At 67.1% G+C, this 21,391-nt stretch carries 22 protein-coding genes; 13 read left to right on the top strand and 9 right to left on the bottom strand.

Annotated features, from left to right (window positions below):
* Positions 1-57: 57 nt before the first annotated feature.
* From ACNR9O_RS14385 to ACNR9O_RS14370, 4 genes are all read left to right on the top strand, one after another.
* Entirely contained in the window at positions 58-1,317 is a 1,260-nt protein-coding gene (locus ACNR9O_RS14385) for an NAD(P)/FAD-dependent oxidoreductase (protein ID WP_473687684.1), read from the top strand.
* Between the two features lie 73 nt (positions 1,318-1,390).
* Positions 1,391-2,740, top strand: coding sequence for a glutathione-disulfide reductase (gorA, locus tag ACNR9O_RS14380; protein ID WP_473687686.1), 1,350 nt, complete (start codon positions 1,391-1,393; stop codon positions 2,738-2,740).
* A gap of 108 nt (positions 2,741-2,848) precedes the next feature.
* Positions 2,849-3,628 (top strand): N-formylglutamate deformylase, encoded by a 780-nt coding sequence (gene hutG, locus ACNR9O_RS14375; RefSeq protein ID WP_473687688.1) that lies wholly within the window; start codon positions 2,849-2,851, stop codon positions 3,626-3,628.
* A 187-nt stretch (positions 3,629-3,815) separates the two neighbouring features.
* Positions 3,816-4,031 (top strand): hypothetical protein, encoded by a 216-nt coding sequence (locus tag ACNR9O_RS14370; RefSeq protein ID WP_473687690.1) that lies wholly within the window; start codon positions 3,816-3,818, stop codon positions 4,029-4,031.
* Positions 4,032-4,095: 64 nt separating this feature from the next.
* Here the strand turns inward: ACNR9O_RS14370 and ACNR9O_RS14365 are convergent, their stop codons facing one another.
* The 7 genes from ACNR9O_RS14365 to asnS form a co-directional block, all read right to left on the bottom strand.
* Positions 4,096-4,518: a RidA family protein gene (locus ACNR9O_RS14365; protein ID WP_473687692.1), complete on the bottom strand. Its 423-nt coding sequence runs from the start codon at positions 4,516-4,518 to the stop codon at positions 4,096-4,098.
* Complete coding sequence (gene can, locus ACNR9O_RS14360) at positions 4,515-5,183, bottom strand: carbonate dehydratase (RefSeq protein ID WP_473687694.1); 669 nt, start codon at positions 5,181-5,183, stop codon at positions 4,515-4,517. Before can ends, ACNR9O_RS14365 begins: the two co-directional genes overlap by 4 nt.
* A gap of 10 nt (positions 5,184-5,193) precedes the next feature.
* Positions 5,194-6,645, bottom strand: coding sequence for an aldehyde dehydrogenase (locus tag ACNR9O_RS14355; protein ID WP_473687696.1), 1,452 nt, complete (start codon positions 6,643-6,645; stop codon positions 5,194-5,196).
* A 99-nt stretch (positions 6,646-6,744) separates the two neighbouring features.
* Positions 6,745-7,536, bottom strand: a complete 792-nt coding sequence (locus ACNR9O_RS14350; protein WP_473687698.1) for an SDR family oxidoreductase — start codon at positions 7,534-7,536, stop codon at positions 6,745-6,747.
* A 43-nt stretch (positions 7,537-7,579) separates the two neighbouring features.
* A complete protein-coding gene (locus ACNR9O_RS14345) occupies positions 7,580-7,894 on the bottom strand; it encodes a hypothetical protein (RefSeq protein ID WP_473687699.1) in 315 nt (104 codons plus the stop codon).
* Positions 7,895-7,941: 47 nt separating this feature from the next.
* Positions 7,942-8,820, bottom strand: a complete 879-nt coding sequence (locus ACNR9O_RS14340) for a hypothetical protein (protein WP_473687701.1) — start codon at positions 8,818-8,820, stop codon at positions 7,942-7,944.
* A 15-nt stretch (positions 8,821-8,835) separates the two neighbouring features.
* Positions 8,836-10,236 (bottom strand): asparagine--tRNA ligase, encoded by a 1,401-nt coding sequence (gene asnS, locus ACNR9O_RS14335; RefSeq protein WP_473687703.1) that lies wholly within the window; start codon positions 10,234-10,236, stop codon positions 8,836-8,838.
* A gap of 165 nt (positions 10,237-10,401) precedes the next feature.
* On the opposite strand from asnS, the gene ACNR9O_RS14330 reads away from it, so the two are divergent.
* From ACNR9O_RS14330 to ACNR9O_RS14295, 8 genes are all read left to right on the top strand, one after another.
* Positions 10,402-10,728: a HesB/IscA family protein gene (locus ACNR9O_RS14330; RefSeq protein WP_473687705.1), complete on the top strand. Its 327-nt coding sequence runs from the start codon at positions 10,402-10,404 to the stop codon at positions 10,726-10,728.
* Positions 10,729-10,899: 171 nt separating this feature from the next.
* Positions 10,900-11,325, top strand: coding sequence for a 30S ribosomal protein S6 (gene rpsF, locus ACNR9O_RS14325; protein WP_473687707.1), 426 nt, complete (start codon positions 10,900-10,902; stop codon positions 11,323-11,325).
* A 14-nt stretch (positions 11,326-11,339) separates the two neighbouring features.
* Entirely contained in the window at positions 11,340-11,570 is a 231-nt protein-coding gene (gene rpsR, locus ACNR9O_RS14320) for a 30S ribosomal protein S18 (protein ID WP_131150740.1), read from the top strand.
* Between the two features lie 98 nt (positions 11,571-11,668).
* Complete coding sequence (gene rplI / locus ACNR9O_RS14315; protein ID WP_473687711.1) at positions 11,669-12,118, top strand: 50S ribosomal protein L9; 450 nt, start codon at positions 11,669-11,671, stop codon at positions 12,116-12,118.
* Positions 12,119-12,321: 203 nt separating this feature from the next.
* Entirely contained in the window at positions 12,322-13,716 is a 1,395-nt protein-coding gene (locus ACNR9O_RS14310; RefSeq protein ID WP_473687713.1) for a replicative DNA helicase, read from the top strand.
* Between the two features lie 206 nt (positions 13,717-13,922).
* The gene (gene alr / locus ACNR9O_RS14305; protein WP_473687715.1) at positions 13,923-15,011 is read left to right on the top strand and encodes an alanine racemase; all 1,089 of its coding nucleotides are present in this window, start codon (positions 13,923-13,925) and stop codon (positions 15,009-15,011) included.
* 77 nt (positions 15,012-15,088) lie between these two features.
* The gene (gene radA, locus ACNR9O_RS14300) at positions 15,089-16,468 is read left to right on the top strand and encodes a DNA repair protein RadA (RefSeq protein ID WP_473687717.1); all 1,380 of its coding nucleotides are present in this window, start codon (positions 15,089-15,091) and stop codon (positions 16,466-16,468) included.
* A 185-nt stretch (positions 16,469-16,653) separates the two neighbouring features.
* Complete coding sequence (locus ACNR9O_RS14295; RefSeq protein ID WP_473687719.1) at positions 16,654-18,342, top strand: hydrogenase maturation protein; 1,689 nt, start codon at positions 16,654-16,656, stop codon at positions 18,340-18,342.
* Between the two features lie 18 nt (positions 18,343-18,360).
* Here ACNR9O_RS14295 and ACNR9O_RS14290 read toward each other — a convergent pair whose 3' ends face one another.
* Together ACNR9O_RS14290 and ACNR9O_RS14285 are read right to left on the bottom strand one after the other, a co-directional pair.
* Positions 18,361-18,969 carry a glutathione S-transferase family protein gene (locus tag ACNR9O_RS14290; protein WP_473687721.1) on the bottom strand — a complete coding sequence of 203 codons (609 nt, stop codon included), beginning with the start codon at positions 18,967-18,969 and terminating at the stop codon, positions 18,361-18,363.
* A gap of 17 nt (positions 18,970-18,986) precedes the next feature.
* Entirely contained in the window at positions 18,987-19,784 is a 798-nt protein-coding gene (locus ACNR9O_RS14285; RefSeq protein ID WP_473687723.1) for a cytochrome C assembly family protein, read from the bottom strand.
* 94 nt (positions 19,785-19,878) lie between these two features.
* On the opposite strand from ACNR9O_RS14285, the gene ffh reads away from it, so the two are divergent.
* Entirely contained in the window at positions 19,879-21,258 is a 1,380-nt protein-coding gene (gene ffh, locus ACNR9O_RS14280) for a signal recognition particle protein (RefSeq protein ID WP_473687725.1), read from the top strand.
* Positions 21,259-21,391 lie beyond the last annotated feature (133 nt).

The raw sequence follows: 21,391 nt of genomic DNA, 5'->3' as shown, positions 1-21,391 counted from the left end.
GTTCGCGCTGCGGCACGGTTGGGGGGAACGGCCTCTGGCGCCGCTACAATAGCCGGCATGGATGCTTCCCGCAGCGATGTACTGATTCTCGGCGGCGGCGTGATCGGCCTCGCCAGCGCCTATTACTTGTTGAAGGCCGGCGCCACGGTGCGGGTGCTGGAGCAGGGCACGCCGGGCAGCGGGAGTTCGCACGGCAACTGCGGCACCATCACCCCGAGCCACGCCGCGCCGCTGGCTATGCCCGGCATGGTGGGCGTGGCGTTGCGTTCGATGTTCCGCGCCGACGCTCCGCTCTATCTCAATCCGCGTCCCGACCTGGAGCGCCTGCGCTGGCTGCTGGGTTTCGCGCGGCGCTGCAACTGGCGCGACTTCGAGCATGCGGCGCGTGCCCGGTCGGCAATCCTGCAGCGTTCGCGCGACCGGCTCGAAGCACTGGTGCGCGACGAAGCTCTCGACTGCGAGTTCGTTCCCGGTGGCGAGCTGTACGTCTACCGCAGCCGGGCGCAGATGGAAGCGGACGAACGGCATCACGCCCAGGTCCTGGATCGTCTCGGCATCGAGGTGCGCCGCATGCGCGGCGACGAGGTGGAGGCCGCGGAACCGGCGCTGCTGCCCGGCGTGGCCGGCGGTTTGTTTCATCCGGGCGATGCGCAGCTGCGGCCCAATCGCTATGTCGCCGAACTCGCGCGCCGCGTGCGGGAGCTGGGCGGCACCATCGAATCGGGTGCGCGCATCGACCAGTTCGGCACGCAGGACGGTCGCATTTCGCACGTGCGCACCACGCGCGGCGTTTTCCACGGCGAACGCGTGGTGATGGCGTTGGGCGCGTGGTCGCCGCTGCTGGGCCGCCTGCTGGACCTGCGCTTGCCCATGCAGCCTGGCAAAGGGTATTCGATCACCTACACGCGGCCGCGGCGCATGCCGCGGCACGCGCTGGTGCTGCGCGAGGCGGCGGTATGCGTCACCACCTGGGGCAGCGGCTACCGCCTGGGCAGCACGATGGAGTTCTCCGGCTACGAGGAAGGCCTCAATCGCACACGCCTCGACGCGCTGCGCCGCGGCGCGGCAGCGGCGCTGCATGAACCGGAGGGCCCCGAAGTGGTGGAGGAGTGGTGGGGCTGGCGACCGATGAGCATGGACGAGATCCCGATCATCGGCCCGAGCACGCGCTGGTCCAATCTGCTGCTGGCCACCGCGCACGGCATGCTTGGCGTGAGCATGTCCGCCGCCACCGGCGAACTGATCGCCGCGCTGGCCGGGCGCGGTACGCCGGCGATCGATCCGACGCCTTATGCGCCAGCGCGTTTCGGCCTGTGATCGGCCGCGTCGTTGACATTCACTTAAAGCCGGCGCCGTTAGCTTGGCGCTTTATCGCGAAGGGCACCGCCGCATGGCCGACACTTATGACCTGATCGTGCTGGGAGCGGGGTCCGGCGGCCTCGCCACGGCGTTCCGCGCCGCGCGCCACGGCGCGCGTGTCGCGCTGCTGGATCCTGGCGCGCTCGGCGGCACCTGCGTCAACGTCGGTTGCGTACCGAAGAAGTCGCTGTGGTTCGCCGCGCAGATCGCGCACATGCAGCAGCTGGCGGAGCCCTATGGCTTCAGCGGCGGAGCGGGGACGCTGGATTGGGAGCGCTTCCGTCAGCGTCGTCTGGCTTACATCGACGGCATCAAGCAGCGCTACGAAGAGCGCCTCGAACATGCCGGCGTGCAATGGCTGCGAGAGGAAGGCCGTTTCGTGGGTCCCGATGCCATCGCCACCGCCAGCGGTGCAGAGCTGCGCGCGCCGCAGATTGTGATCGCGACTGGCGGAAGGCCGCAGCGTCCGCCGTTGCCGGGCTTCGAGCTGGGTCTGGTTTCCGATGACATGTTCGCGTTGCGCGAGCTGCCGCGGCGCATGGCGGTGGTGGGCGGCGGCTATATCGCGGTGGAATTCGCCGGCCTGCTGCGCGCGCTCGGCGCGGAAGTGACGCTGCACGTGCGCGAGCGCCTGCTGCGCGGTTTCGACATCGAAGTCGTCGAGGCGCTGGAGCAGCACATGCGCATGCAAGGCATCATGCTCGCCACCGGGGCGCGTATCGGCGGCGCGCGGCGCGACGGCGATGCGATCGTGCTGGATGACGCCGCCTGCGGCGAATGCGGGCCGTACGATGCGGTGCTGTGGGCGCTGGGCCGTCTGCCCAACACGGATCGGCTCGACCTGGATGCCGCCGGCGTGCAGTGCGACGAACTCGGTTACGTCACCGTCGATGCATGGCAGAACACCAACGTGCCGGGCATCGCCGCAGTGGGTGACGTCACCGGACAGCTGGCGCTGACACCGGTGGCGGTAGCGGCCGGGCGGCGGCTGGCCGATCGTTGGTTCGGCGGCTTGAACGAAGCGCGCCTCGACTACGAGAACGTGCCCAGTGTGGTCTTCGCCGAGCCGCCGCTGGCGGCGGTGGGGCTGACCGAGGCCGCGGCCCGCGCGCGCTTCGGCGATGCCGCGGTGCGCGTCTACCGTAGCCGCTTCACGCCGATGCAATGGGCGCTTGGCGGCCTGCACGGACAGACACTGATGAAGCTGATCTGCGTGGGTCCGGACGAGCGCGTCGCTGGCGTGCACGTGCTGGGCCCTGGCGCGGACGAAATGCTGCAGGGCTTTGCGGTGGCGGTGAAGATGGGCGTGTGCAAGCGCGACCTCGACGATACCGTGGCCATTCACCCCAGCTCGGCGGAGGAGCTGGTGCTGATGTCCTGATCCGCGCTGCCGTTAACAGGTGGTCTTCGCCGGCGGTCCTGCGCCCTGCGAACAGACAGGGCGAGTGACGGCGGCGATATTTAATCAGCGTCGCCTTAAACTGCGTGGATGGATACCTACACCTTGCATCAAGGCAGCGCGCCGCTGCTGATCAGCCTGCCGCACGACGGCAGCTTCATTCCCGACGACATCGCCGCGCGCATGCATCCGTACGCGCGCCGCTCGCCCGATACCGACTGGCATGTCAGCCGTCTGTACGGATCGTTGGCCGACATGCTGGGTGCGAGCGTGATCCGTCCGCATGCCTCGCGCTATGTGGTGGACCTCAATCGTCCGGCGGACGGGCATGCGCTCTATCCGGGCCAGCGCGAGACCGGGCTGGTTTCGACCATCGGTTTCGATGGCGAGCCGCTGTATCTCGACGGACACGAGCCCGACGCGGCGGAAATACAACAGCGGGTAAACGATTTTTGGCAGCCGTACCACCAGGCGCTCGCGCAGGAAATTGCGAGACTGCATGCGGCGCATGGGCGCGTGGTGGTGTGGGAAGGCCATTCGATCCGCGGCCACGTGCCCATGCTGTTCGAAGGGCGCCTGCCAGACTTGAACCTGGGGACGGCCGACGGCGCCAGCTGCGGAGCGGCCTTGCAGGCGAGCCTGGCTGAGCGGCTGAAGGCGCAGTCCAACTACAGTTACGCGATCAATGGGCGGTTCAAGGGTGGCTACATCACCCGTCACTACGCGCAGCCCGGCCAGGGCGTGCAGGCGGTACAGCTGGAGCTGGCACAGCTCAATTACATGGACGAGGACAGCTTCGCCTACGACGAGGTAAAGGCCGCGCGCCTGCAGGAAATCATCCTCGCGCTGCTGCGGCTCTGCCTGGGCTGATCGCAAGGATTTTCGATGCGTGCCGACGTGAGGGAAAGTCAAGCGGGCCGCTGTCTCCGCGTGCGCCGCACGCAGCGATTTTCCGGTTCACGCGCGGCGTCGATCGTGCCAATGTGAACACGCCGCGCCGCCCGTGTCGCCGGGTTCCGGCCGGGTCCGCGGCCACCACTAGTTCGAGGCTATACCCATGCGCAAACTGGCCATCGCTTCCCTGCTGATCGCAGGTGTCGCACTTTCCGGATCGGTGTTTGCCCAGGACGGCGCGGCCGCGCCGCAGGGCTCCGCGACGACGACCAAGTCGGCGACGCACCACCACGCCAAGAAGAGCAATTCGCACAAGAGCCACAAGGGGCACAAGGGCTCCAAGAAGGACACCACGCCGGCGACCACCACCGCGCAGTAAGCCGCAAGGCGGATCGTCGCGAAAGCCCCGGCGCGCAGCGCGCCGGGGCTTTTTCATGGACGCATCAGCCCGGCAGGGCCGCGACGCATTTGAGTTCGATCGCGATCGGCGTGGGCAGGGCGGTGATGCCCAGCGTGGTGCGGCACGCGTCGATGCCGGCGAAGTGCTCGGCGTACAGACGGTTGTAGGCGGGAAAATCGCGCGTCATGTCGGTGAGGTAGACGGTGACGTCGACCAGGTCTTCCCAGCGCGCACCACTGGCTTCCAGCACCGCGCGCACGTTGGCGAAGACCTGACGGCATTGCGCCTCGAAGTCGTAGCTCAGCAGGCGGCCTTCGGCATCGTGCACGTTGCCGGGGATGGCGTTGCTCCCCGGCATGCGCGGACCCACGCCCGACAGGAACAGCAAGTTGCCCACGCGACGCGCATGCGGATACGCGCCCACCGGCGCGGGCGCCGTGTCGGTGCGCACCACGCCGCCGTTCATCGCGACGGCTCCTGCACCTGGGTGAGGCGCTGCAGCGCCTGCTCGTAGGCGGGGCGCAGCTGATCGCGCGAGCTGATGTGCATGCCCAGGTCGTTCACATGACCGTCGAACAGGCTGTAGCACCAGGCATGCACGGACAACTTCTGGCCGCGTTCCCATGCGTCCATCACCATCGTGGTGTGGCACACGTTGACGACCTGCTCGATGGCGTTGAGTTCGCACAGGCGCGTGTTGCGCAGGTGCATGAGATCCAGCGAGGCGAGCATGCCGTTGTGCTTCTGTGCGACATCGGCCACGTGGCGCAGCCAGTTGTCGACCAGGCCCAGGCGACGATCGTCCAGTACCGCCTGCACGCCGCCGCAGCCGTAATGGCCCACCACCAGGATGTGCTCCACCTTGAGCACGTCGACCGCGAACTGGATGGTGCTCAAACAGTTGAGATCGGTGTGCGACACCACGTTGGCGACGTTGCGTTGCACGAAGATGTCGCCGGGCGGCAGGTCCACGATCTGCGTGGCGGGCACGCGCGAATCGGAGCAGCCGATCCACAGGTACTTGGGCGCCTGCTGCTGGGCGAGGCGTTCGAAAAAGCGCGGGTCTTCCGCGCGTACGGCCGCCGACCAGCGGCGGTTGCTATCGAGCAGATCTTGCAGTGGGCTTTTCAAGGGACGGATCTCAGTAACGAATGCAAACGTTCTTGGGCTCGGTGAAGAAGCGCAGCGCTTCCGCGCCGCCTTCGCGGCCGAGGCCGGATTGCCGGGTGCCGCCGAAGGGTGTACGCAGATCGCGCAGCAGCCAGCAGTTGATCCACACGATGCCGAAGTCCAGGCGCGCGCCGAGGCGGTGGGCGCGCGACAGGTCGCTCGTCCATAGCGAAGCGGCCAGGCCATAGCCGGTGCCGTTGGCGATGGTCAGCGCTTCTTCCTCATCGTCGAAGGGCAGCAGGCTGACCACCGGGCCGAAAATTTCCTGCTGGTTGGTCGTCGCTTCGGAGGGCAGTCCATCGATCACCGTCGGCGCGACGTACCAGCCGCCGGCGAGCGGGCCAGGCATGGTCAGGGCTTCGCCGCCGCACAGGAGGCTGCCGCCCTCGGCGCGAGCTTGTGCGATGCAGCCCAGTACTTTGTCGAAATGCTCTCGCGATACCAGCGCGCCCAGGTCGGTGGCCGGATCGCGCGGATCGCCCACGCGCAGCGCGCGCACCCGGGCGAGATAGCGTTCGCGGAAGGCGTCGTAAATGGAGCGCTGCACCAGCAGACGGGAACCGCACAGGCAGATTTCGCCCTGGTTGGCGAAGCCGGAGCGCACGATGGTGTCGAGGTTGGCATCGCTCAGGTCCGCATCGGCGAACACGATGGCAGGGTTCTTGCCACCCAGTTCCAGCGACACCTTCTTGAACTGCGGCGCGGCGGCAGCGGCGATCTGTGCGCCGGTGCGTGTGCTGCCGGTGAAGGACACCGCCTTGACGCCGTGATGTTCCACGATCGCCTGGCCCACCGTGGGGCCACGGCCCTGCACGATATTGAGCACGCCGGGCGGAAAGCCCGCTTCGATGCTCAGCTCGCCGAGCAGGGCGGCCGTGCATGGCGTGATTTCGGAAGGCTTGGCCACGACCGCATTGCCTGCGGCCAGCGCAGGCGCGATCTTCCAGGTGAACAGATACAGCGGCAGATTCCAGGGGCTGATGCAGCCGACCACGCCCAGCGGTTGGCGCAGCGTGTAGTTGATCGCGCCCAGCTCCATCGCGTGCGATTCGCTGCTCCACGGCACGATGGCGGCGGCGAAGTAGCGCAGGTTGCTGACCGCGCGCGGGATGTCGAGCGTGCGGGCGAGGCTCAGCGGCTTGCCACTGTCGCGCGACTCGAGTTCGGCGAAGGCTTCCAGTCGCTCTTCGATCAGGTCGGCGAGACGGTGCAGCAGGCGTGCGCGCTGTTCGGCCGGCGTCGCCGCCCAGGCCGGCGCGGCGGCGCGCGCGGCGGCGGCGGCGACATCGACGTCGTCATGGCCGGAATCGGGGCAGTGCGCGAAAACCTCGCCGGTGGCCGGCTCGAACACGTCGAGCCAACGGTCCTGGCGCGGTGCCTGCAGGCGACCGTCGATGAGGTTGGCGAGGCGCAGGCTTGGCATCCCGCAAAGCTTAATTCGTGGGGACGGCGAATGCACCGGACGCGGGGGTATGGCCGTGGAAAACAGCGGCCGCGAACCTTGTCCGTTGCCTGCTGACGGTCAGGCCAGCGCGCGTGTCCGTCCGCCGTCCACCGCAATGCTCACGCCGTTGACGTAGGCCGCCGCCGGCGTGCAAAGGAACGCGATCACGGACGCCACTTCCTCCGCCTCGCCGAAGCGGCCGGCAGGCACGGTGGCGAGCATGCCGCGCTCGAGCTCCTCGCGGCTGCGGCCGGTGCTGGCCGCTTGCGCCTGCAGCAGGCCATCGAGGCGGGCGGTGCGGGTGTAGCCGGGCAGCACGTTGTTGACGGTGATGCCGTCGGCGGCCAGTTCGCCGGCGAGCGTCTTGGCCCAGCCGGCCACGGCGGCGCGGATAGTGTTGGAGACGCCCAGGCCCGGGATGGGTTCTTTCACCGAAGTGGAAATCACGTTGACGATGCGGCCGTAGCCGCTTGCGCGCATACCCGGCAGCACCGCCTGCACCAGCGCCTGGCCGGCCAGCACGTGCTGGCGGAAGGCGGCTTCGAAAGCGGCGGCTTCGGCGTTATGTGCCGAACCGCCGGGCGGCCCGCCGGTATTGTTGATCAGGATGTGCACCGGCTCGGCGGCAATCGCGTCGGTCGCGGCGGTGAGCAGGCGCGCGGTATCGAGCATGTCGGCCGACTGCCAGCGATGCTGCTGGCCGGGATGGAGGCGAGGAAGTTCGTCCACCAGGAGCTTGAGCGTGTCCGGCGACCGTGCCAGCACGGTGACGTTGGCGCCCAGCCGGGCCAGTTCGACGGCGGTAGCGCGGCCGATACCTTGCGAGGCGCCGCAGACCAGGGCGTGACGCCCGCTCAGATCCAGCTGCATGACGGAACTCCTGCGGTCACCGGACGGCTCCGGCATGAAGGAATCAACGGGCCATCCACTGCATGCCCAGCGCAGCGAACCAGCACAGCCACGCGCCCCACGGACAGTAGCGCCATACCCGTCGCCAGCGGGTGATGGCCGCATCTTCCAGCGCCGGCAGGATCGGCGAGCGCAGCGCCAGTTGCAGGCGCATCCATATGCGCAGGGGGCCGGGCTTGCCCCGTTCGGTCTCGGCGATGATCCGCCACTGCGCGGGATGACGCAGGCGCAACAGGCTGGCGATGCGCGCCTGTGCGAGGAAATGCAGCAGGAAGAACACCACGCCGGCGAGCAGCAGCGAGAGATAAAGCATGACCATGCAGCGAGTATCCGGTGTCGTGGCGAGGAGGGATCAGGGCGATGGCATCAGGGATGCGCTTCGCCGGTGTCCTTGATCTTGGTGTCCGATGGCGCGGCATCGCCCGCTGTCGGCGCCTTGCTCTGGTTGGTCTGGCCGACCGGGTCGGTGCCGGGCCACAGCGGCACGGGCAGCACGGTACGCAGTGTATTGAGCACGCCCTCACCCTGCTGCGCCTTGCCGCAGATGGAGCTGTCGACCGCTTCTTCGAACGTCTTGTTCATCAGGCCCACCCACACGGTGCCGTCGGGCCCGTGCGGGATGCGGAAATTGCCGGCCGCGGCCATTTTCACCGGCGCCTCGGCGGAGAACGCCGCGGGCGACTGCTCCCAGTAGGTGCTGCCGGCCTGCTGCTTGGCCGAGCTGTACAGCACCAGGTAGTGCGCCTGCTTGCTGGTGACCTTGATGCTGCCGAACGCGCCGGTGGTTTCACTGGTCCAGCCCATGTGTTCGCACAGGCCGACGTCTTCGCTGCTGATCGGCTGGAAGGCCTCGTCCAGCAGCGTAATGGTGGGCGCGAACAGATAGCTGGCGCGCAGCCAGCGGCCGTTCAATTCCGACTTGATGGCGACGCGATAGGGCAGCTTGGCGTCCGGCGGCAGTCGGAAGCTGAGGAAATAGCTGCGGTCGCCATTGATGCTGGCCACCATGCTGCCGGGCCCGAGTTCGAACCGCTTGGGCCGGAACGGCAGCAGGGTCTGGTAGGAGAAATCGGCGAAGCTGCTGCAGCAGGGCGTGGCCTGCTGCAGCGACGCCTTGGCCTGGTCCAGCGCCGTGCGGTTGTCCTCCGGTGCCCGCAGATTGGGCGGCACCAGTCGCTTTACGCTGTGGCAGGCGCCCAGGGTGAGGGCGAAGGCGGCGAGCAGGAAAGCAAGGCGTAGGCGCATGTCTCTAGGCTTGGGTCAGAAGTCCGCCGTTCCCGCCGCGCGGGGGTAGGGAATGGCATCACGGATGTTGGCGAGTCCGCAAACGTAAACCAGCAGGCGCTCGAAGCCCAGCCCGAAGCCTGCATGCGGCACGGTTCCATAGCGGCGCAGGTCACGGTACCAGCCATACGTGGTGGCATCGAGGCCGAACTTGGCCATGCGGCGGTCGAGGTAGTCCAGGCGTTCTTCGCGCTGGCTGCCGCCGATGATCTCGCCGATGCCCGGAGCGAGCACGTCCATTGCGGCGACGGTCTTTTCGTCGTCGTTGAGGCGCATGTAGAACGCCTTGATTTGCTCCGGGTAGTTCATCACCACGACAGGGCGGCCGATGTGCTTCTCGGCCAGGTAGCGCTCGTGCTCGGTCTGCAGGTCCACGCCCCAGGTCACCGGGTACTCGAACTTCTGGCCGGACTTCTTGAGGATCTCGATCGCGTCGGTGTAGTCGATGCGTTCGAACGGCTGCGCGATGAACGTCTCCAGGCGCGTGATGGCCTCGGGCAGCACACGCTCGGCGAAGAAGGCCATGTCGTCCGGGCGTTCCTCCAGCACGGCCTTGAAGATCGCCTTGAGGAAGGCCTCCGCGCAGTCGGCATCGGCCGCGAGGTCGGCGAAGGCGATTTCCGGCTCCACCATCCAGAACTCGGCGAGGTGGCGCGGTGTGTTGGAGTTCTCGGCGCGGAAGGTGGGGCCGAAGGTGTAGACCTTGCTCATCGCCAGCGCATAGGCCTCGACGTTGAGCTGGCCGGACACGGTGAGGAAGGCTTCGCGCCCGAAGAAATCCTTGCGGAAATCGATCTTGCCGTCGTCGGTGCGCGGCAGGTTGGCCAGGTCCAGGGTGGACAGGCGGAACATGTCGCCCGCGCCCTCGGCGTCCGAGGTGGTGATGATCGGCGTGTTGATCCAGAAGAAACCCTGTTCGGTGAGATGGCGATGGATCGCCGTCATCATGGTGTGGCGCACGCGTGTGACGGCGCCGAACAGGTTGGTGCGCGGGCGCAGGTGGGCGACCTCGCGCAGGAATTCCATGGAGTGCTGCTTGGGCTGGATCGGATAGGTCTCCGGATCGTCCACCAGGCCGGTGACCTCCACTCGCTCGGCCTGCAGCTCGAAGGCCTGGCCCTTGCCCTGCGAGGGCACCAGGGTGCCTTCGACGATCAGGCCGGCGCCGGCGGTCAGGTGCTTCACCTCCGACTCGTAGTTGCCCAGCGTAGCGGGCACTACCGCCTGGATCGGGTCGAAGCAGGAGCCGTCCGTGACATTGACGAAGGACAGGCCGGCCTTGGAATCGCGCCGGGTGCGCACCCAGCCCCGCACCGTCACCTTGCTGCCGGCCTCGATCTTGCCGGAGAGGGCCTGTTTGACGCTGACCACCGTCATGGATTGAAACTCCTGCTGAAGTGCCGCATCTGGGCACGTGGGACCGGACGAACACACCGCGCGATGCGGGACGTTCAGGGCAAACCGGCATGATAATGTAGGCCTCGGCGTCGCCGCGACGGTTCGATGCCATCCATTCGCCATTCGCGCAGAACACCGCATTCCATGAGCATCAGCATCACCCCCGCCGCCAGCGAGCGCATGCGTCATTTCCTCGCCGGCACCCCCGGCGCCGCCGGCGTGCGCTTCGGCGTGAAACGCACCGGCTGTTCGGGTTTCTCGTATGTGGTCGACCTGGCCGACAGCGTGTCCGCCAGCGACCAGACCCTGGACGTGGACGGCGTGCGCCTGATCGTCGATGCCAAGAGCCTGCCCCTGGTGGACGGCACGGTGATCGACTTCCAGCGCCAGGGCCTCAATGCCGCCTTCGTGTTCCACAACCCCAACGCCACCGGCGAATGCGGTTGCGGGGAGAGCTTTACCGTCTCCTGAGGGGCTCCCCCCAGCGGGCGGCTGCGCTGCCGCTTGCGATAAATCCCTATAGTTATTTACAATTCCGCTTCTGCCCTGGCGAAAAAGGCCGGGGCAGGACCTTGCCTCACCGCATCCGGCGGGAGGCTGCCAGGCCCCGAAAGGGCCGCATCCACAAGGAGTTACCCACCAATGACCCTGCGTCATTACGAAGTCGTGTTCCTGGTCCACCCTGACCAGAGCGAGCAGGTCCCGGCCATGATCGAGCGCTACAAGTCGCTGATCGAAGCCGACGGCGGCAAGATCCACCGTCTCGAGGACTGGGGCCGCCGCCAGCTGGCCTACCCGATCGTCAACCTGGCCAAGGCGCACTATGTGCTGCTGAACATCGAAGTCGGCCAGAACGCGCTGAACGAGCTGGAGTCGGGCTTCCGCTTCAACGACGCCGTGCTGCGCCACCTGGTCGTCAAGCGCGATGCCGCCGATACCGAGCCGTCCTTCATCCTGAAGTCCAAGGAGAAGGATGATGCCAAGTCCTCGCGTCGCCGCGACGACGACAGCGAAGGTGACGACCGCCGCAGCGGCCGTGACGACAACGACCGCGACAGCGACGACTGATCAGGAGCCAAGCCATGTCCAAGTTCTTCCGCCGCCGCAAGTTCTGCCGCTTCACGGCCGAAAACGTGAAAGAGATCGACTACAAGGATCTCAACACGCTGCGCCAGTACATCACCGAGAACGGCAAGATCGTGCCGAGCCGCATCACCGGCACCAAGGCGCGTTACCAGCGTCAGCTGGCCACCGCGGTGAAGCGCGCGCGCTTCCTGGCGCTGCTGCCGTACACCGACAACCACGACGTCTGATGGCACGCGCCCGGCCTGGCCGGGCGCGTCCCTCAACTCTTCGGACAACCGTCCACGGCTGCGCCGGGCCCATCCGGCGCTAACGAAAAGGAACAACCATGGAACTGATCCTCCTCGAGAAGGTCCGCGGTCTCGGCAACCTGGGCGACAAGGTCAAGGTGAAGCCGGGCTACGGCCGTAACTACCTCCTGCCGCAGGGCAAGGCCGCGCCGGCCACCGCCGCCAACCTCGAAGCCTTCGAGAAGCGTCGCGCCGAGTACGAAGCCAAGGCCAACACGCTGCTGGCCGATGCCCAGGCCCGTCAGGCCAAGCTGGCCGAAGCCTCGGTGACCATCACCGCCAACGCCAGCCCGGAAGGCAAGCTGTACGGCTCGGTCGGCCCGCGCGAGATCGCCGAGGCCCTGCAGGCCGCCGGCTTCGACGTGCACAAGAACGAAGTGATCCAGGGCGAAGGCCCGATCCGCACCACCGGCGAGTTCGAAGTCGTGGTCGCGATGCACGCCGACGTGCAGTCGACCGTCAAGGTGATCGTGGTCGGCGAGAAGTAATCCGCCGCATCGCCTTCAGCTGATCCAGACGGGCGCCCTCGGGCGCCCGTTTGCTTTGGGGCGAGATCCCGTCCGCAGGGTGTTTATCCACCGCTGCCCACAAGTTATCCACAGAGTTATTGTCTCGTCGCATGAGAAAACGCCGCGTATCCTCGGACTCCGACAATCCGCGTTGGTCGGACTCGCCCTCGCGAGGAGATTCGATGTCTTTCGCTCCTGACCGCAAGTCGGGCAACAGCGCCATCGAGGCGCTGCGCGTCCCGCCCCATTCCATCGACGCCGAGCAGGCAGTGCTCGGCGGCCTGATGCTGTCGCCCGATTCGCTGGACAAAGTGGCGGACCGCCTCGGCGAGCGGGATTTCTACCGCAAGGACCATCGACTCATCTGGCGCGCCATCACCGAGCTGGCCTACAAGGGCATGCCCTGCGACGCGGTGACCCTGGGCGACTGGTTCGAGGCCAACGGCCTGGCCGAGATGGTCGGCGGCGCCGCATATCTGATCGAGCTGGCCAACGGCACGCCCAGCGCGGCGAACATCGGCGCCTATGCCGACATCGTGCGCGAGAAGTCGATCCTGCGGCAGCTGATCGATGCCGGCACGGAAACCGCCGAGGATGGCTATCGTCCGGAAGGCAAGACCGTGCAGGAAGTATTGGAAAGCGCCGAGCAGCGCGTCTTCAAGATTGCCGAGTCCGGTGCGCGCGGCAAGAAGGACACCGTGTCGATGCGCGATGCGGTGAAGGATGCGTTCCGCATCCTGTCCGAGCGCTACGAAAAACGCGGCCAGCTGACCGGCATCTCCACCGGGTTCACTGACCTGGACGAACTCACTTCCGGCCTGCAGCCGTCGGACCTGATCATCGTGGCGGCGCGCCCCTCGATGGGCAAGACGGCGTTCTCCGTGAACATCGCCGAGGCCGCCGCGATGCGCGCCAAGAAGGCGGTGGCCATCTATTCGATGGAAATGTCCGCGTCGCAGCTGGCCTTCCGCATGATTTCGTCGGTCGGCCGGATTCATGCGCAGCACCTGCGCAACGGCGATCTGGCCGAAGAGGATTGGCCGCGCGTCACCAACGCCATCGCGCTGCTGTCGGAAGCGAAGATCTTCATCGACGACACCCCTGGCCTGTCGCCGGTGGAAATGCGTTCGCGCTCGCGCCGCCTGCATCGCGAACACGGCGGCCTGGGCCTGATCGTGGTGGACTACCTGCAGCTGATGCAGGTGCCCGGCAACAAGGAAAACCGCGCCACCGAGATCTCCGAGATCTCGCGCTCGCTCAAGGGTCTGGCGAAGGAGCTTCAGTGCCCGGTGATCGCGCTGTCGCAGCTCAACCGCTCATTGGAGCAGCGTGCCGACAAGCGCCCGATGATGTCCGACCTGCGCGAGTCCGGCGCTATCGAGCAGGATGCGGACGTGATCATGTTCATCTACCGCGATGAGTACTACAACAAGGAATCGCCGGACAAAGGCCTGGCCGAGATCATCATCGGCAAGCAGCGTAATGGCCCGACCGATACGGTGAAGCTCGCCTTCCTTGGCCATTACACCAAGTTCGAGAACTATGCGCCGGATTCGTTCGTCGGTGCATTCGAATAAGACCTTCCGGCCGACGTCCGCCCGCGAAATTCCCCGTGCGAGCCCCGCCGCCTCCATGTCGCGAGCGGCGGGGCCGGCTAGGATGCCGGTCCGATAGGTTGAAGACGGGCTGCTAAGCTTGGTCGCATCTGTTCCGGTCCCGTCTCGACCGCCATTCTCCCTTCAGTAAAGCTGCCGCCGCCTCCGTGTCGCGGCGCCAAGGAATCATGAGTCGCACCACCGTCGCCACCATCCATCTCGGCGCCCTGCGTCACAACCTCGCCCGCATCAAGGCGATGGCCGCGCCGGCGAAGGTGATGGCGGTGGTCAAGGCCGATGCCTATGGGCACGGCCTGGAGCGGGTGGCGCGTGCGCTGGACGGTGCCGCGGACGCGTTCGCCGTGGCGGCGCAGGGCGATGGGCTGCGTCTGCGCGCCGCGGGGCATCGGCAGCGCATCGTCGTGCTGTCCGGTCCCGATCGCGCCAGCGACATCGCCGAAATGCAGCGCCTGCAGCTGGATGCGGCGATCCATCACGAATCGCAGCTGGCCTGGCTTGGCGAGGCCTCGCCTGCGCGCGGTCCGTTGCGCGTGTGGCTGAAGGTGGATACCGGCATGCATCGCCTGGGCTTTCCGGCGGAGCGTGCGGCTGAGATCCATGCACGCCTCGCCGCCATGCCGGGCATCGATCCGGAAGTGGGTCTGCTGACTCACTTTTCCGAATCCGAAGCGTTCGAGGGCGAGGAAACGCCGGCGCAGATTCGCCGCTTCAATGAGGCGGTTGCGGGGCTGAGCGGTCCGCGCGCGCTGTCCAATTCGGCCGGCGTGCTCGGCTGGCCAGATGCCCGCGGCGATTGGGTGCGCACGGGCGGCCTGTTGTATGGCTTGTCGGTGGTGCCGGGCAAGACTGGCGCGGATGTCGGTTTCCGTCCGGCGATGACGCTGACCACCCGCCTGATCGCGATCAATCAGATCAGGCGCGGCGAGCGCATCGGCTACAACGGTATCTGGACCTGCCCGGAGGACATGCCGGTGGGCGTCGCCGCCGTCGGCTACGGCGATGGCTATCCGCGCAGTGCGGCCAGCGGCACGCCGGTGCTGGTAGGCGATCGGCAGGTGCCGCTGGTGGGGCGCGTATCGATGGACTTGATCACGCTGGACCTGCGCGACGCGCCGCAGGCGAAAGTCGGCGATCGCGTCACCCTGTGGGGACCGGAGCTGCCGGTGGAACATATCGCCGCCCAGGCCGGCACCATCGCCTACGACCTGACCTGCGGCATGACCCGGCGTGTCCTGTTCGTCGAAGACGACAGCTGATAGAGATTTCGGCGTCTCGCGGTTTGCGATGAAGGCGGGCTAAGCTCGCCTTCTCGTTTTTCCGGGAATCGATCTCCATGGCCAAGGCCAAGACTGCCTATGTCTGCACCGATTGCGGGGCGGAGCACTCCAAATGGCAGGGGCAGTGCATCGAATGTGGTGCGTGGAACACGCTCAGCGAAATCGTGGTGCAGCCAGCCGTGAAATCCGCCGGCGCCGCCCGTAGCGTCGGCTATGCGGGCAAGGCAGCGGGGGCGCCGAAAGTGACGCCGCTGACGGAGGTGGCGCTCACCGCGGAGCAGCGTACGCTCACCGGCATCGGCGAACTGGATCGCGTCCTCGGCGGCGGCCTGGTGGACGGCTCGGTGGTGCTGATCGGTGGCGATCCGGGAATCGGCAAGTCCACGCTGCTGCTGCAGATGCTCGGCAAGCTCGGCGAGCAGCTGGCCAGCGTCTATGTCACCGGCGAGGAATCGCTGGCGCAGGTGGCGGCGCGCGCACAGCGCCTGGATCTGCCACTCGGTCCGCTGCACGCTTTGGCCGAGACCTGTATCGAGCGCATCCTCGAGCAGGCCTTGTCGGCGCGCCCGCGTGTGCTGGTGATCGATTCGATCCAGACCATCTGGACGGAACTCCTCACCGCCGCGCCGGGTTCGGTAAGCCAGGTGCGCGAGTCCGCGGCCAAGCTCACCCGCTTCGCCAAGGAAACCGGCACCTCGGTATTCCTGGTCGGGCACGTGACGAAGGAGGGCGGCATTGCCGGTCCGCGCGTGCTCGAGCACATGGTGGACGCGGTGCTGTACTTCGAAGGTGAATCGGGCAGCCGCTTCCGCGTGCTGCGCGCGTTCAAGAACCGCTTCGGCGCGGTGAACGAGCTGGGCGTGTTCGCGATGTCGGAGAAGGGGCTGCGCGAAGTACCCAATCCGTCGGCGATCTTTCTTTCCGCGCACGCCGGTCCGACCTCGGGCAGCGCGGTGATGGTGACGCGCGAAGGCACGCGACCGCTGCTGGTGGAGGTGCAGGCGCTGGTGGACCAATCCTCGTTGGGCAACCCGCGGCGCGTGGCGCTCGGTCTGGAGCAGAACCGCCTGGCCATGCTGCTGGCCGTGTTGCATCGACACGGCGGTGTCGCCGCGTACGACCAGGACGTGTTCGTCAACGTGGTGGGTGGCATCCGCGTGCAGGAGACCGCGGCGGATCTGCCGGTGCTGCTGGCGGTGCTGTCGAGCCTGCGCGACCGACCACTGCCGGAGAAGACCATCGCGTTCGGCGAAGTCGGCCTGTCGGGCGAGATACGTCCGGTGCCCAATGGCGAAGAGCGCCTGAAAGAGGCGTCGCACCACGGCTTTCAGCGCGCGATCGTGCCCAAGGCCAACGCGCCGAAGAAGGGACGTGTCGGCGAGATGGAGGTGGTCGGCGTGGAACGTCTCGCGCAGGCGATCGACGCTTGTCGTTGATGTGTGTATCTCTGCACGAGGGCACTCGTCGCTTGCATAGAGTGCGTCGATAGTGAGTGAAGAGGCGTGCGCATTTCACGCTGCGCATCTCCTTGTGAAGGTGTGCTGCGCATCAACATCAGCGTCGCAGGCCGCTGGCAGCATCGTCCACTCCAGTGCGAGGAGCGCACTGCAAGGAGGGGGCTATGCGGATCCTGTTTCTGTCCACCAGGCATAACGGACTTTCCCAGCGCGCGCAGGTGGAACTGGAAGAGCTGGGACATCATCTGGACATCGCCGAGGTCACTCACCCGGCGGACATGGAAGCGGCGGCGCAACGCTTCCGTCCCGAACTGATTCTCGCGCCGATGCTCAAGTCGGCCATCCCCGCCAGCGTGTGGCGGCGCTACACCTGCCTCATCGTGCATCCGGGCATTCCCGGCGACCGTGGCCCATCCGCATTGGATTGGGCGTTGCTGGAAGGTGCGCCGGAATGGGGAGTGACCGTGCTCGAGGCACGCGACGAGCTGGATGGCGGTCCGGTGTGGGCGCATCGCGGTTTTCCCATGCGCGCGGCCAGCAAGAGCGCCATCTATCGCCGCGAGACCACGGATACCGCGATGGCGGCGATCTGCGAGGCGCTGGAACGCTATCAGCGCGGAACGCGTCCGCCCTTCGGCGATGCCGCAGTGGATGAGGGGCGCGAACGTCCGCCATGCCGTCAGGCCGATCGGCAGATCGAATGGAACGCGCCATGGGAACAGGTGCTGCGGCATATCCGCTCCGCCGATAGTTCGCCCGGACTATTGGCCACGCTCGGCGGCGCCAGAGTGCGTCTGTTCGGCGCGCAGCCGGAAGGCAAGCTGCGCGGCCGTCCCGGGCAGCTGCTCGCGCAGCGCGATGGCGCGGTATGCGTGGCCTGTGCAGATGGCGCGCTATGGATCAGCCATGCGCGACGCAAGCAAGGCCTGTCCACCGACGATCCTCGCTACGACGTCAAGCTGCCTGCGGCGCAGGTGCTAGTCGATCGCCTGAATGGCGTGCCCGAGTCGGCGCTGGCGCCCGAGGCGCGGCCGTCCGTGCCGACCTGGCAGCCGATCCGCTATCGCGAGCGAGGCCATAACGGTTATCTGCATTTCGACTTCCTCAATGGCGCGATGAGCACACAGGCGCTGGAGCGCCTGCTCGCCGCCTATCGGCATGCGCGCCGGCGGCCCACCCGCACGCTGGTGCTGTGCGGTGGCGATGACTTCTGGTCGAACGGCATCGATCTCAATGCGATCGAGGCGTCGGCCGATCCCGCCGAGGAATCGTGGCGCAACATCCTGGCGATGAATGCGCTGGTGCGGGAGATCGTGCTCACGCAGGACAAGCGCACCGTGTCGCTGATGCGCGGCAACGCCGGTGCCGGCGGCGTGATCCTCGCGCTGGCCGCGGACCTGGTCTATGCGCGCGAAGGCATCGTGCTCAATCCGCACTACAAGGGGATGGGCGGGCTGTACGGATCCGAGTACTGGACGTATCTGCTCCCTCGTCGCGTAGGCGAGACGGCGGCGCGGCTGCTCACCGAATCGCTGCAGCCGCTGGGCACGTCGCGCGCCAGGCGCATCGGCATGGTCGACGGCGTGCTATCCGGCAACGATCTGCCGGCGGCGATGGAGACGATCCTGGCGCCGGGCAATGAGGCCAGGCATTGGCGCGAGGAACTGACGCGCAAAGCGGCGCAGCGTGAGGAGGACGAGCAGCGCAAGCCGCTCGAGCATTATGCGGAGGAAGAGCTCGCGGAGATGCGCCGCAACTTCTTCGGGCCCGATCCGGCGTATCACCTGGCGCGCCGTGCTTTCGTGCGCAAGCAGGAATTGCCGGCGGAAGGCGTTGCCGCCGAACGCGCGTAAGCGCGTCGGCGGAGTCGCTCAAATCGGCGGCAGTGCGGCGAAGGCCGGGAGCTGTTCGGCCCGGGCCGCATGCGCTGCCAGCGCGGGATAGCTCGCGCTGGCGATCAGTTCCGGCTGCATCAGCTGGGTAAAGCCCCAGGCCACGGCCACCGTGATGTCGGCCTGGGTCAGCGTGTCCCCGACCAGCCAGCCATCGCGGCCGGATGCCTCGCGTTCGAGTGCCGCGTACGCGGCCTTGAGCTGGCCTTGCACGCGCGCCAGCCAGTCCGCATCGCGATGCTGCTCGATGCGTTTGCCTTCGTACACGATCTGTACGCTCTTCTCGGCCGCGATCAGTCCCAGGCCGATCAGGCGCAGCGTGTGCAGGCGGGCCGCCGGTTCGGCGGGCATCAGGCCTGGGCCGGAACCGGTGGTTTCGGCCCAGTCGATGATCAGCGAGGAATCGACCAGCTGCCAGCCGCCGTCGCCGACCAGGGTCGGCGCCTTCACCAGCGGATTGATCGCCTGGAACTCCTCGAAGTTGCGGAATACCGACAACGACTGATGCTCGAACGCCAGCCCCTTGAGTCGAAGCGTGATCGCAGCACGCCGTACGAAGGGAGAATCCAGCATGCCGATAAGCTTCATGGTGTGTCTCCGCAGGATCAGGCAGTGCGGTGCAGGATCAGCTCCAGCACCGCCTTGGTGCCGAAGAACGCCAGCAGCAGCGCGGCCATGCCCACCAGCGTGAGATTGACCGCACGGCGGCCGCGCCAGCCGTAGCGCCAGCGCCCGAACATCAGGGCGCCGAACACCAGCCAGGCGGCAATCGACAGCACGGTCTTGTGGATCAGGTGCTGGCCGAACAGGTCGCCCACGAACAGCGCGCCGGTCAGCAGGGTAAGCGTGAGCAGCGCGAAGCCGGCACCGATCAGGCGGAACATCAGTGTCTCGGTGAGCGTGAGCGGCGGCAGCGCGCGCAGCCATGGCCCGAACTGGCGATGCCGCAGGGTGCGTTCCTGCACGGCAAGGAGGATCGCCAGCACCGCCGCGATCGAGAGCACGCTGAAGGCGAGCAGGGCGACCGTCACGTGCAGCTTGATCTGCCAGCCCATCGCCAGTGGCATGGTCGCCGGGGCCAGGAAGCTGTCCGCCGCCAACAGGAGCGCGGTGAGGGGGAACACGATCACCCCGAGCGCCGCCACCGGGCGGGTGAGGTTGACCACCAGGGTGAGTGCCGATACCACGCAGGCGACCAGCGACAGGGCGGCGAAGAAGTGCAGATCCAGCGCGCCGCGGTGGACGCCCAGCAAGATGCCGGCATGCACCACCACCGCCGTGCCGGCCAGCGCCAGGGCCGACTTGTTCAGCGGCTGCCCGCCACCCAGCAGTGGCCGGGCAAGCCCGCCAGCGGCGGCGAGGTAGAGCGCGATGGCAAGCAGGGAGAGGAGAGGGATGGCCATGATCCGGCGAGTGTCGCATAGGGTCTTGGCGCTGGTGAATGCGGCAAAGCGCACTCCGCTATACTTGCTCACTTTCCCTCTGCCGTACTCCGCCATGTTCGAGTCGCTCAGCCAACGCCTTTCCGCCACCGTCAACCGCCTGCGCGGCCGTGGCCGCCTGACCGAGGAAAACATCCGCGAGTCGCTGCGCGAGGTGCGTATCGCGCTGCTGGAGGCCGATGTGGCCCTGCCGGTGGTGCAGGCGCTGATCGAGCGCGTGAAGGTGCGCGCGGTCGGCCAGGACGTGCTCAAGAGCCTCAGCCCCGGCCAGGCGCTGGTGAAGGTGGTCAGCGACGAACTGACTGCCGTGATGGGCACCGCCAACAGCGAACTGAACCTGGCGCAGCAGCCGCCGGCGGTGGTGCTGATGGCCGGCCTGCAGGGCGCGGGCAAGACCACCACGGTGGCCAAGCTGGCGCGCTTCCTCACCGAGCGCAAAAAGAAGAAGGTGATGGTGGTCAGCTGCGACGTCTACCGTCCGGCCGCCATCGAGCAGCTGCGCACGCTGGCCGAACAGGTGGGGGTGAAGTTCTTCCCGTCCGAGGCTGGCCAGGATCCGGTCGACATCGCGAAGAACGCGATCGTCGCCGCGCGCCGCGAAGTGGTCGACGTGCTGCTGGTGGATACCGCCGGCCGTCTGCACGTGGACGAGGCCATGATGGCGGAGATCAAGGCGCTGCACGCCGCGATCACGCCGATCGAGACCCTGTTCGTGGTCGACTCGATGACCGGTCAGGACGCGGCCAACACCGCCAAGGCCTTCGCCGAAGCGCTGCCGCTGACCGGCGTGGTGCTGACCAAGACCGATGGCGACGCCCGTGGCGGTGCCGCGCTGTCGGTGCGCTACGTCACCGGTCGCCCGATCAAGTTCCTCGGCGCCGGCGAGAAGACTGACGCGCTCGAGCCGTTCCATCCGGACCGCGTGGCCCAGCGCATCCTCGGCATGGGCGACGTGCTGTCGCTGGTCGAGGAAGTCGAGCGCAAGGTCGATCAGGAAAAGGCGCAGAAGCTGGCCGAGAAGGTCATCAAGGGCAAGCGCTTCGATCTCAACGATATGCGCGATCAGCTCGAGCAGATGTCCAACATGGGCGGCCTGGCCGGCCTGATGGACAAGCTGCCGGGCGTGTCCGGGCTGCCCGAAAACGTCAAGTCCAAGGTCAACGACGGTGAGATCAAGCGCATGGTCGCGATCATCAATTCGATGACCAAGAAAGAGCGTCGCCACCCTGATCTGCTGAATGGCTCCCGCCGCGCCCGCGTGGCCCGCGGCTCGGGTACTCAGCCGGCCGATGTGAACCGCCTGCTCAAGCAGTACATGCAGATGGAAAAGATGATGTCCAAGCTCTCCAAGGGCGGCACCAAGGGTCTGCTGCGACAGATGCGCGGCGCCATGAAGGGCATGGGCGGCATGGGCGGGCTGCCGCCCATGCGGTAACGCCGCGGAGCGGGTAACGGGCTGTTTTCTCGCCGGCTTTTTCCGTTACCTATTCCCTTTTTTTCCTTTCCACCCTAAAATGCCGCGTTTACCGCGCCCGTGCCCGGGCGTGCTGCTGGCGCAGCCGGCAATT

The sequence above is a fragment of the Dyella sp. CR10 genome, assembly GCF_055814425.1.
This window is presented reverse-complemented; position numbering and strand designations above follow the sequence as displayed.

What these genes read in the sequence shown, in the direction of transcription:
- ACNR9O_RS14385 (WP_473687684.1), top strand. Translation starts at nt 58, where the DNA reads ATGGATGCTTCCCGCAGCGATGTACTGATTCTCGGCGGCGGCGTGATC.
- gorA (WP_473687686.1), top strand. Translation starts at nt 1,391, where the DNA reads ATGGCCGACACTTATGACCTGATCGTGCTGGGAGCGGGGTCCGGCGGC.
- hutG (WP_473687688.1), top strand. Translation starts at nt 2,849, where the DNA reads ATGGATACCTACACCTTGCATCAAGGCAGCGCGCCGCTGCTGATCAGC.
- ACNR9O_RS14370 (WP_473687690.1), top strand. Translation starts at nt 3,816, where the DNA reads ATGCGCAAACTGGCCATCGCTTCCCTGCTGATCGCAGGTGTCGCACTT.
- ACNR9O_RS14365 (WP_473687692.1), bottom strand. Translation starts at nt 4,518, where the DNA reads ATGAACGGCGGCGTGGTGCGCACCGACACGGCGCCCGCGCCGGTGGGC.
- ACNR9O_RS14355 (WP_473687696.1), bottom strand. Translation starts at nt 6,645, where the DNA reads ATGCCAAGCCTGCGCCTCGCCAACCTCATCGACGGTCGCCTGCAGGCA.
- ACNR9O_RS14350 (WP_473687698.1), bottom strand. Translation starts at nt 7,536, where the DNA reads ATGCAGCTGGATCTGAGCGGGCGTCACGCCCTGGTCTGCGGCGCCTCG.
- ACNR9O_RS14345 (WP_473687699.1), bottom strand. Translation starts at nt 7,894, where the DNA reads ATGGTCATGCTTTATCTCTCGCTGCTGCTCGCCGGCGTGGTGTTCTTC.
- ACNR9O_RS14340 (WP_473687701.1), bottom strand. Translation starts at nt 8,820, where the DNA reads ATGCGCCTACGCCTTGCTTTCCTGCTCGCCGCCTTCGCCCTCACCCTG.
- asnS (WP_473687703.1), bottom strand. Translation starts at nt 10,236, where the DNA reads ATGACGGTGGTCAGCGTCAAACAGGCCCTCTCCGGCAAGATCGAGGCC.
- ACNR9O_RS14330 (WP_473687705.1), top strand. Translation starts at nt 10,402, where the DNA reads ATGAGCATCAGCATCACCCCCGCCGCCAGCGAGCGCATGCGTCATTTC.
- rpsF (WP_473687707.1), top strand. Translation starts at nt 10,900, where the DNA reads ATGACCCTGCGTCATTACGAAGTCGTGTTCCTGGTCCACCCTGACCAG.
- rpsR (WP_131150740.1), top strand. Translation starts at nt 11,340, where the DNA reads ATGTCCAAGTTCTTCCGCCGCCGCAAGTTCTGCCGCTTCACGGCCGAA.
- rplI (WP_473687711.1), top strand. Translation starts at nt 11,669, where the DNA reads ATGGAACTGATCCTCCTCGAGAAGGTCCGCGGTCTCGGCAACCTGGGC.
- ACNR9O_RS14310 (WP_473687713.1), top strand. Translation starts at nt 12,322, where the DNA reads ATGTCTTTCGCTCCTGACCGCAAGTCGGGCAACAGCGCCATCGAGGCG.
- alr (WP_473687715.1), top strand. Translation starts at nt 13,923, where the DNA reads ATGAGTCGCACCACCGTCGCCACCATCCATCTCGGCGCCCTGCGTCAC.
- radA (WP_473687717.1), top strand. Translation starts at nt 15,089, where the DNA reads ATGGCCAAGGCCAAGACTGCCTATGTCTGCACCGATTGCGGGGCGGAG.
- ACNR9O_RS14295 (WP_473687719.1), top strand. Translation starts at nt 16,654, where the DNA reads ATGCGGATCCTGTTTCTGTCCACCAGGCATAACGGACTTTCCCAGCGC.
- ACNR9O_RS14290 (WP_473687721.1), bottom strand. Translation starts at nt 18,969, where the DNA reads ATGAAGCTTATCGGCATGCTGGATTCTCCCTTCGTACGGCGTGCTGCG.
- ACNR9O_RS14285 (WP_473687723.1), bottom strand. Translation starts at nt 19,784, where the DNA reads ATGGCCATCCCTCTCCTCTCCCTGCTTGCCATCGCGCTCTACCTCGCC.
- ffh (WP_473687725.1), top strand. Translation starts at nt 19,879, where the DNA reads ATGTTCGAGTCGCTCAGCCAACGCCTTTCCGCCACCGTCAACCGCCTG.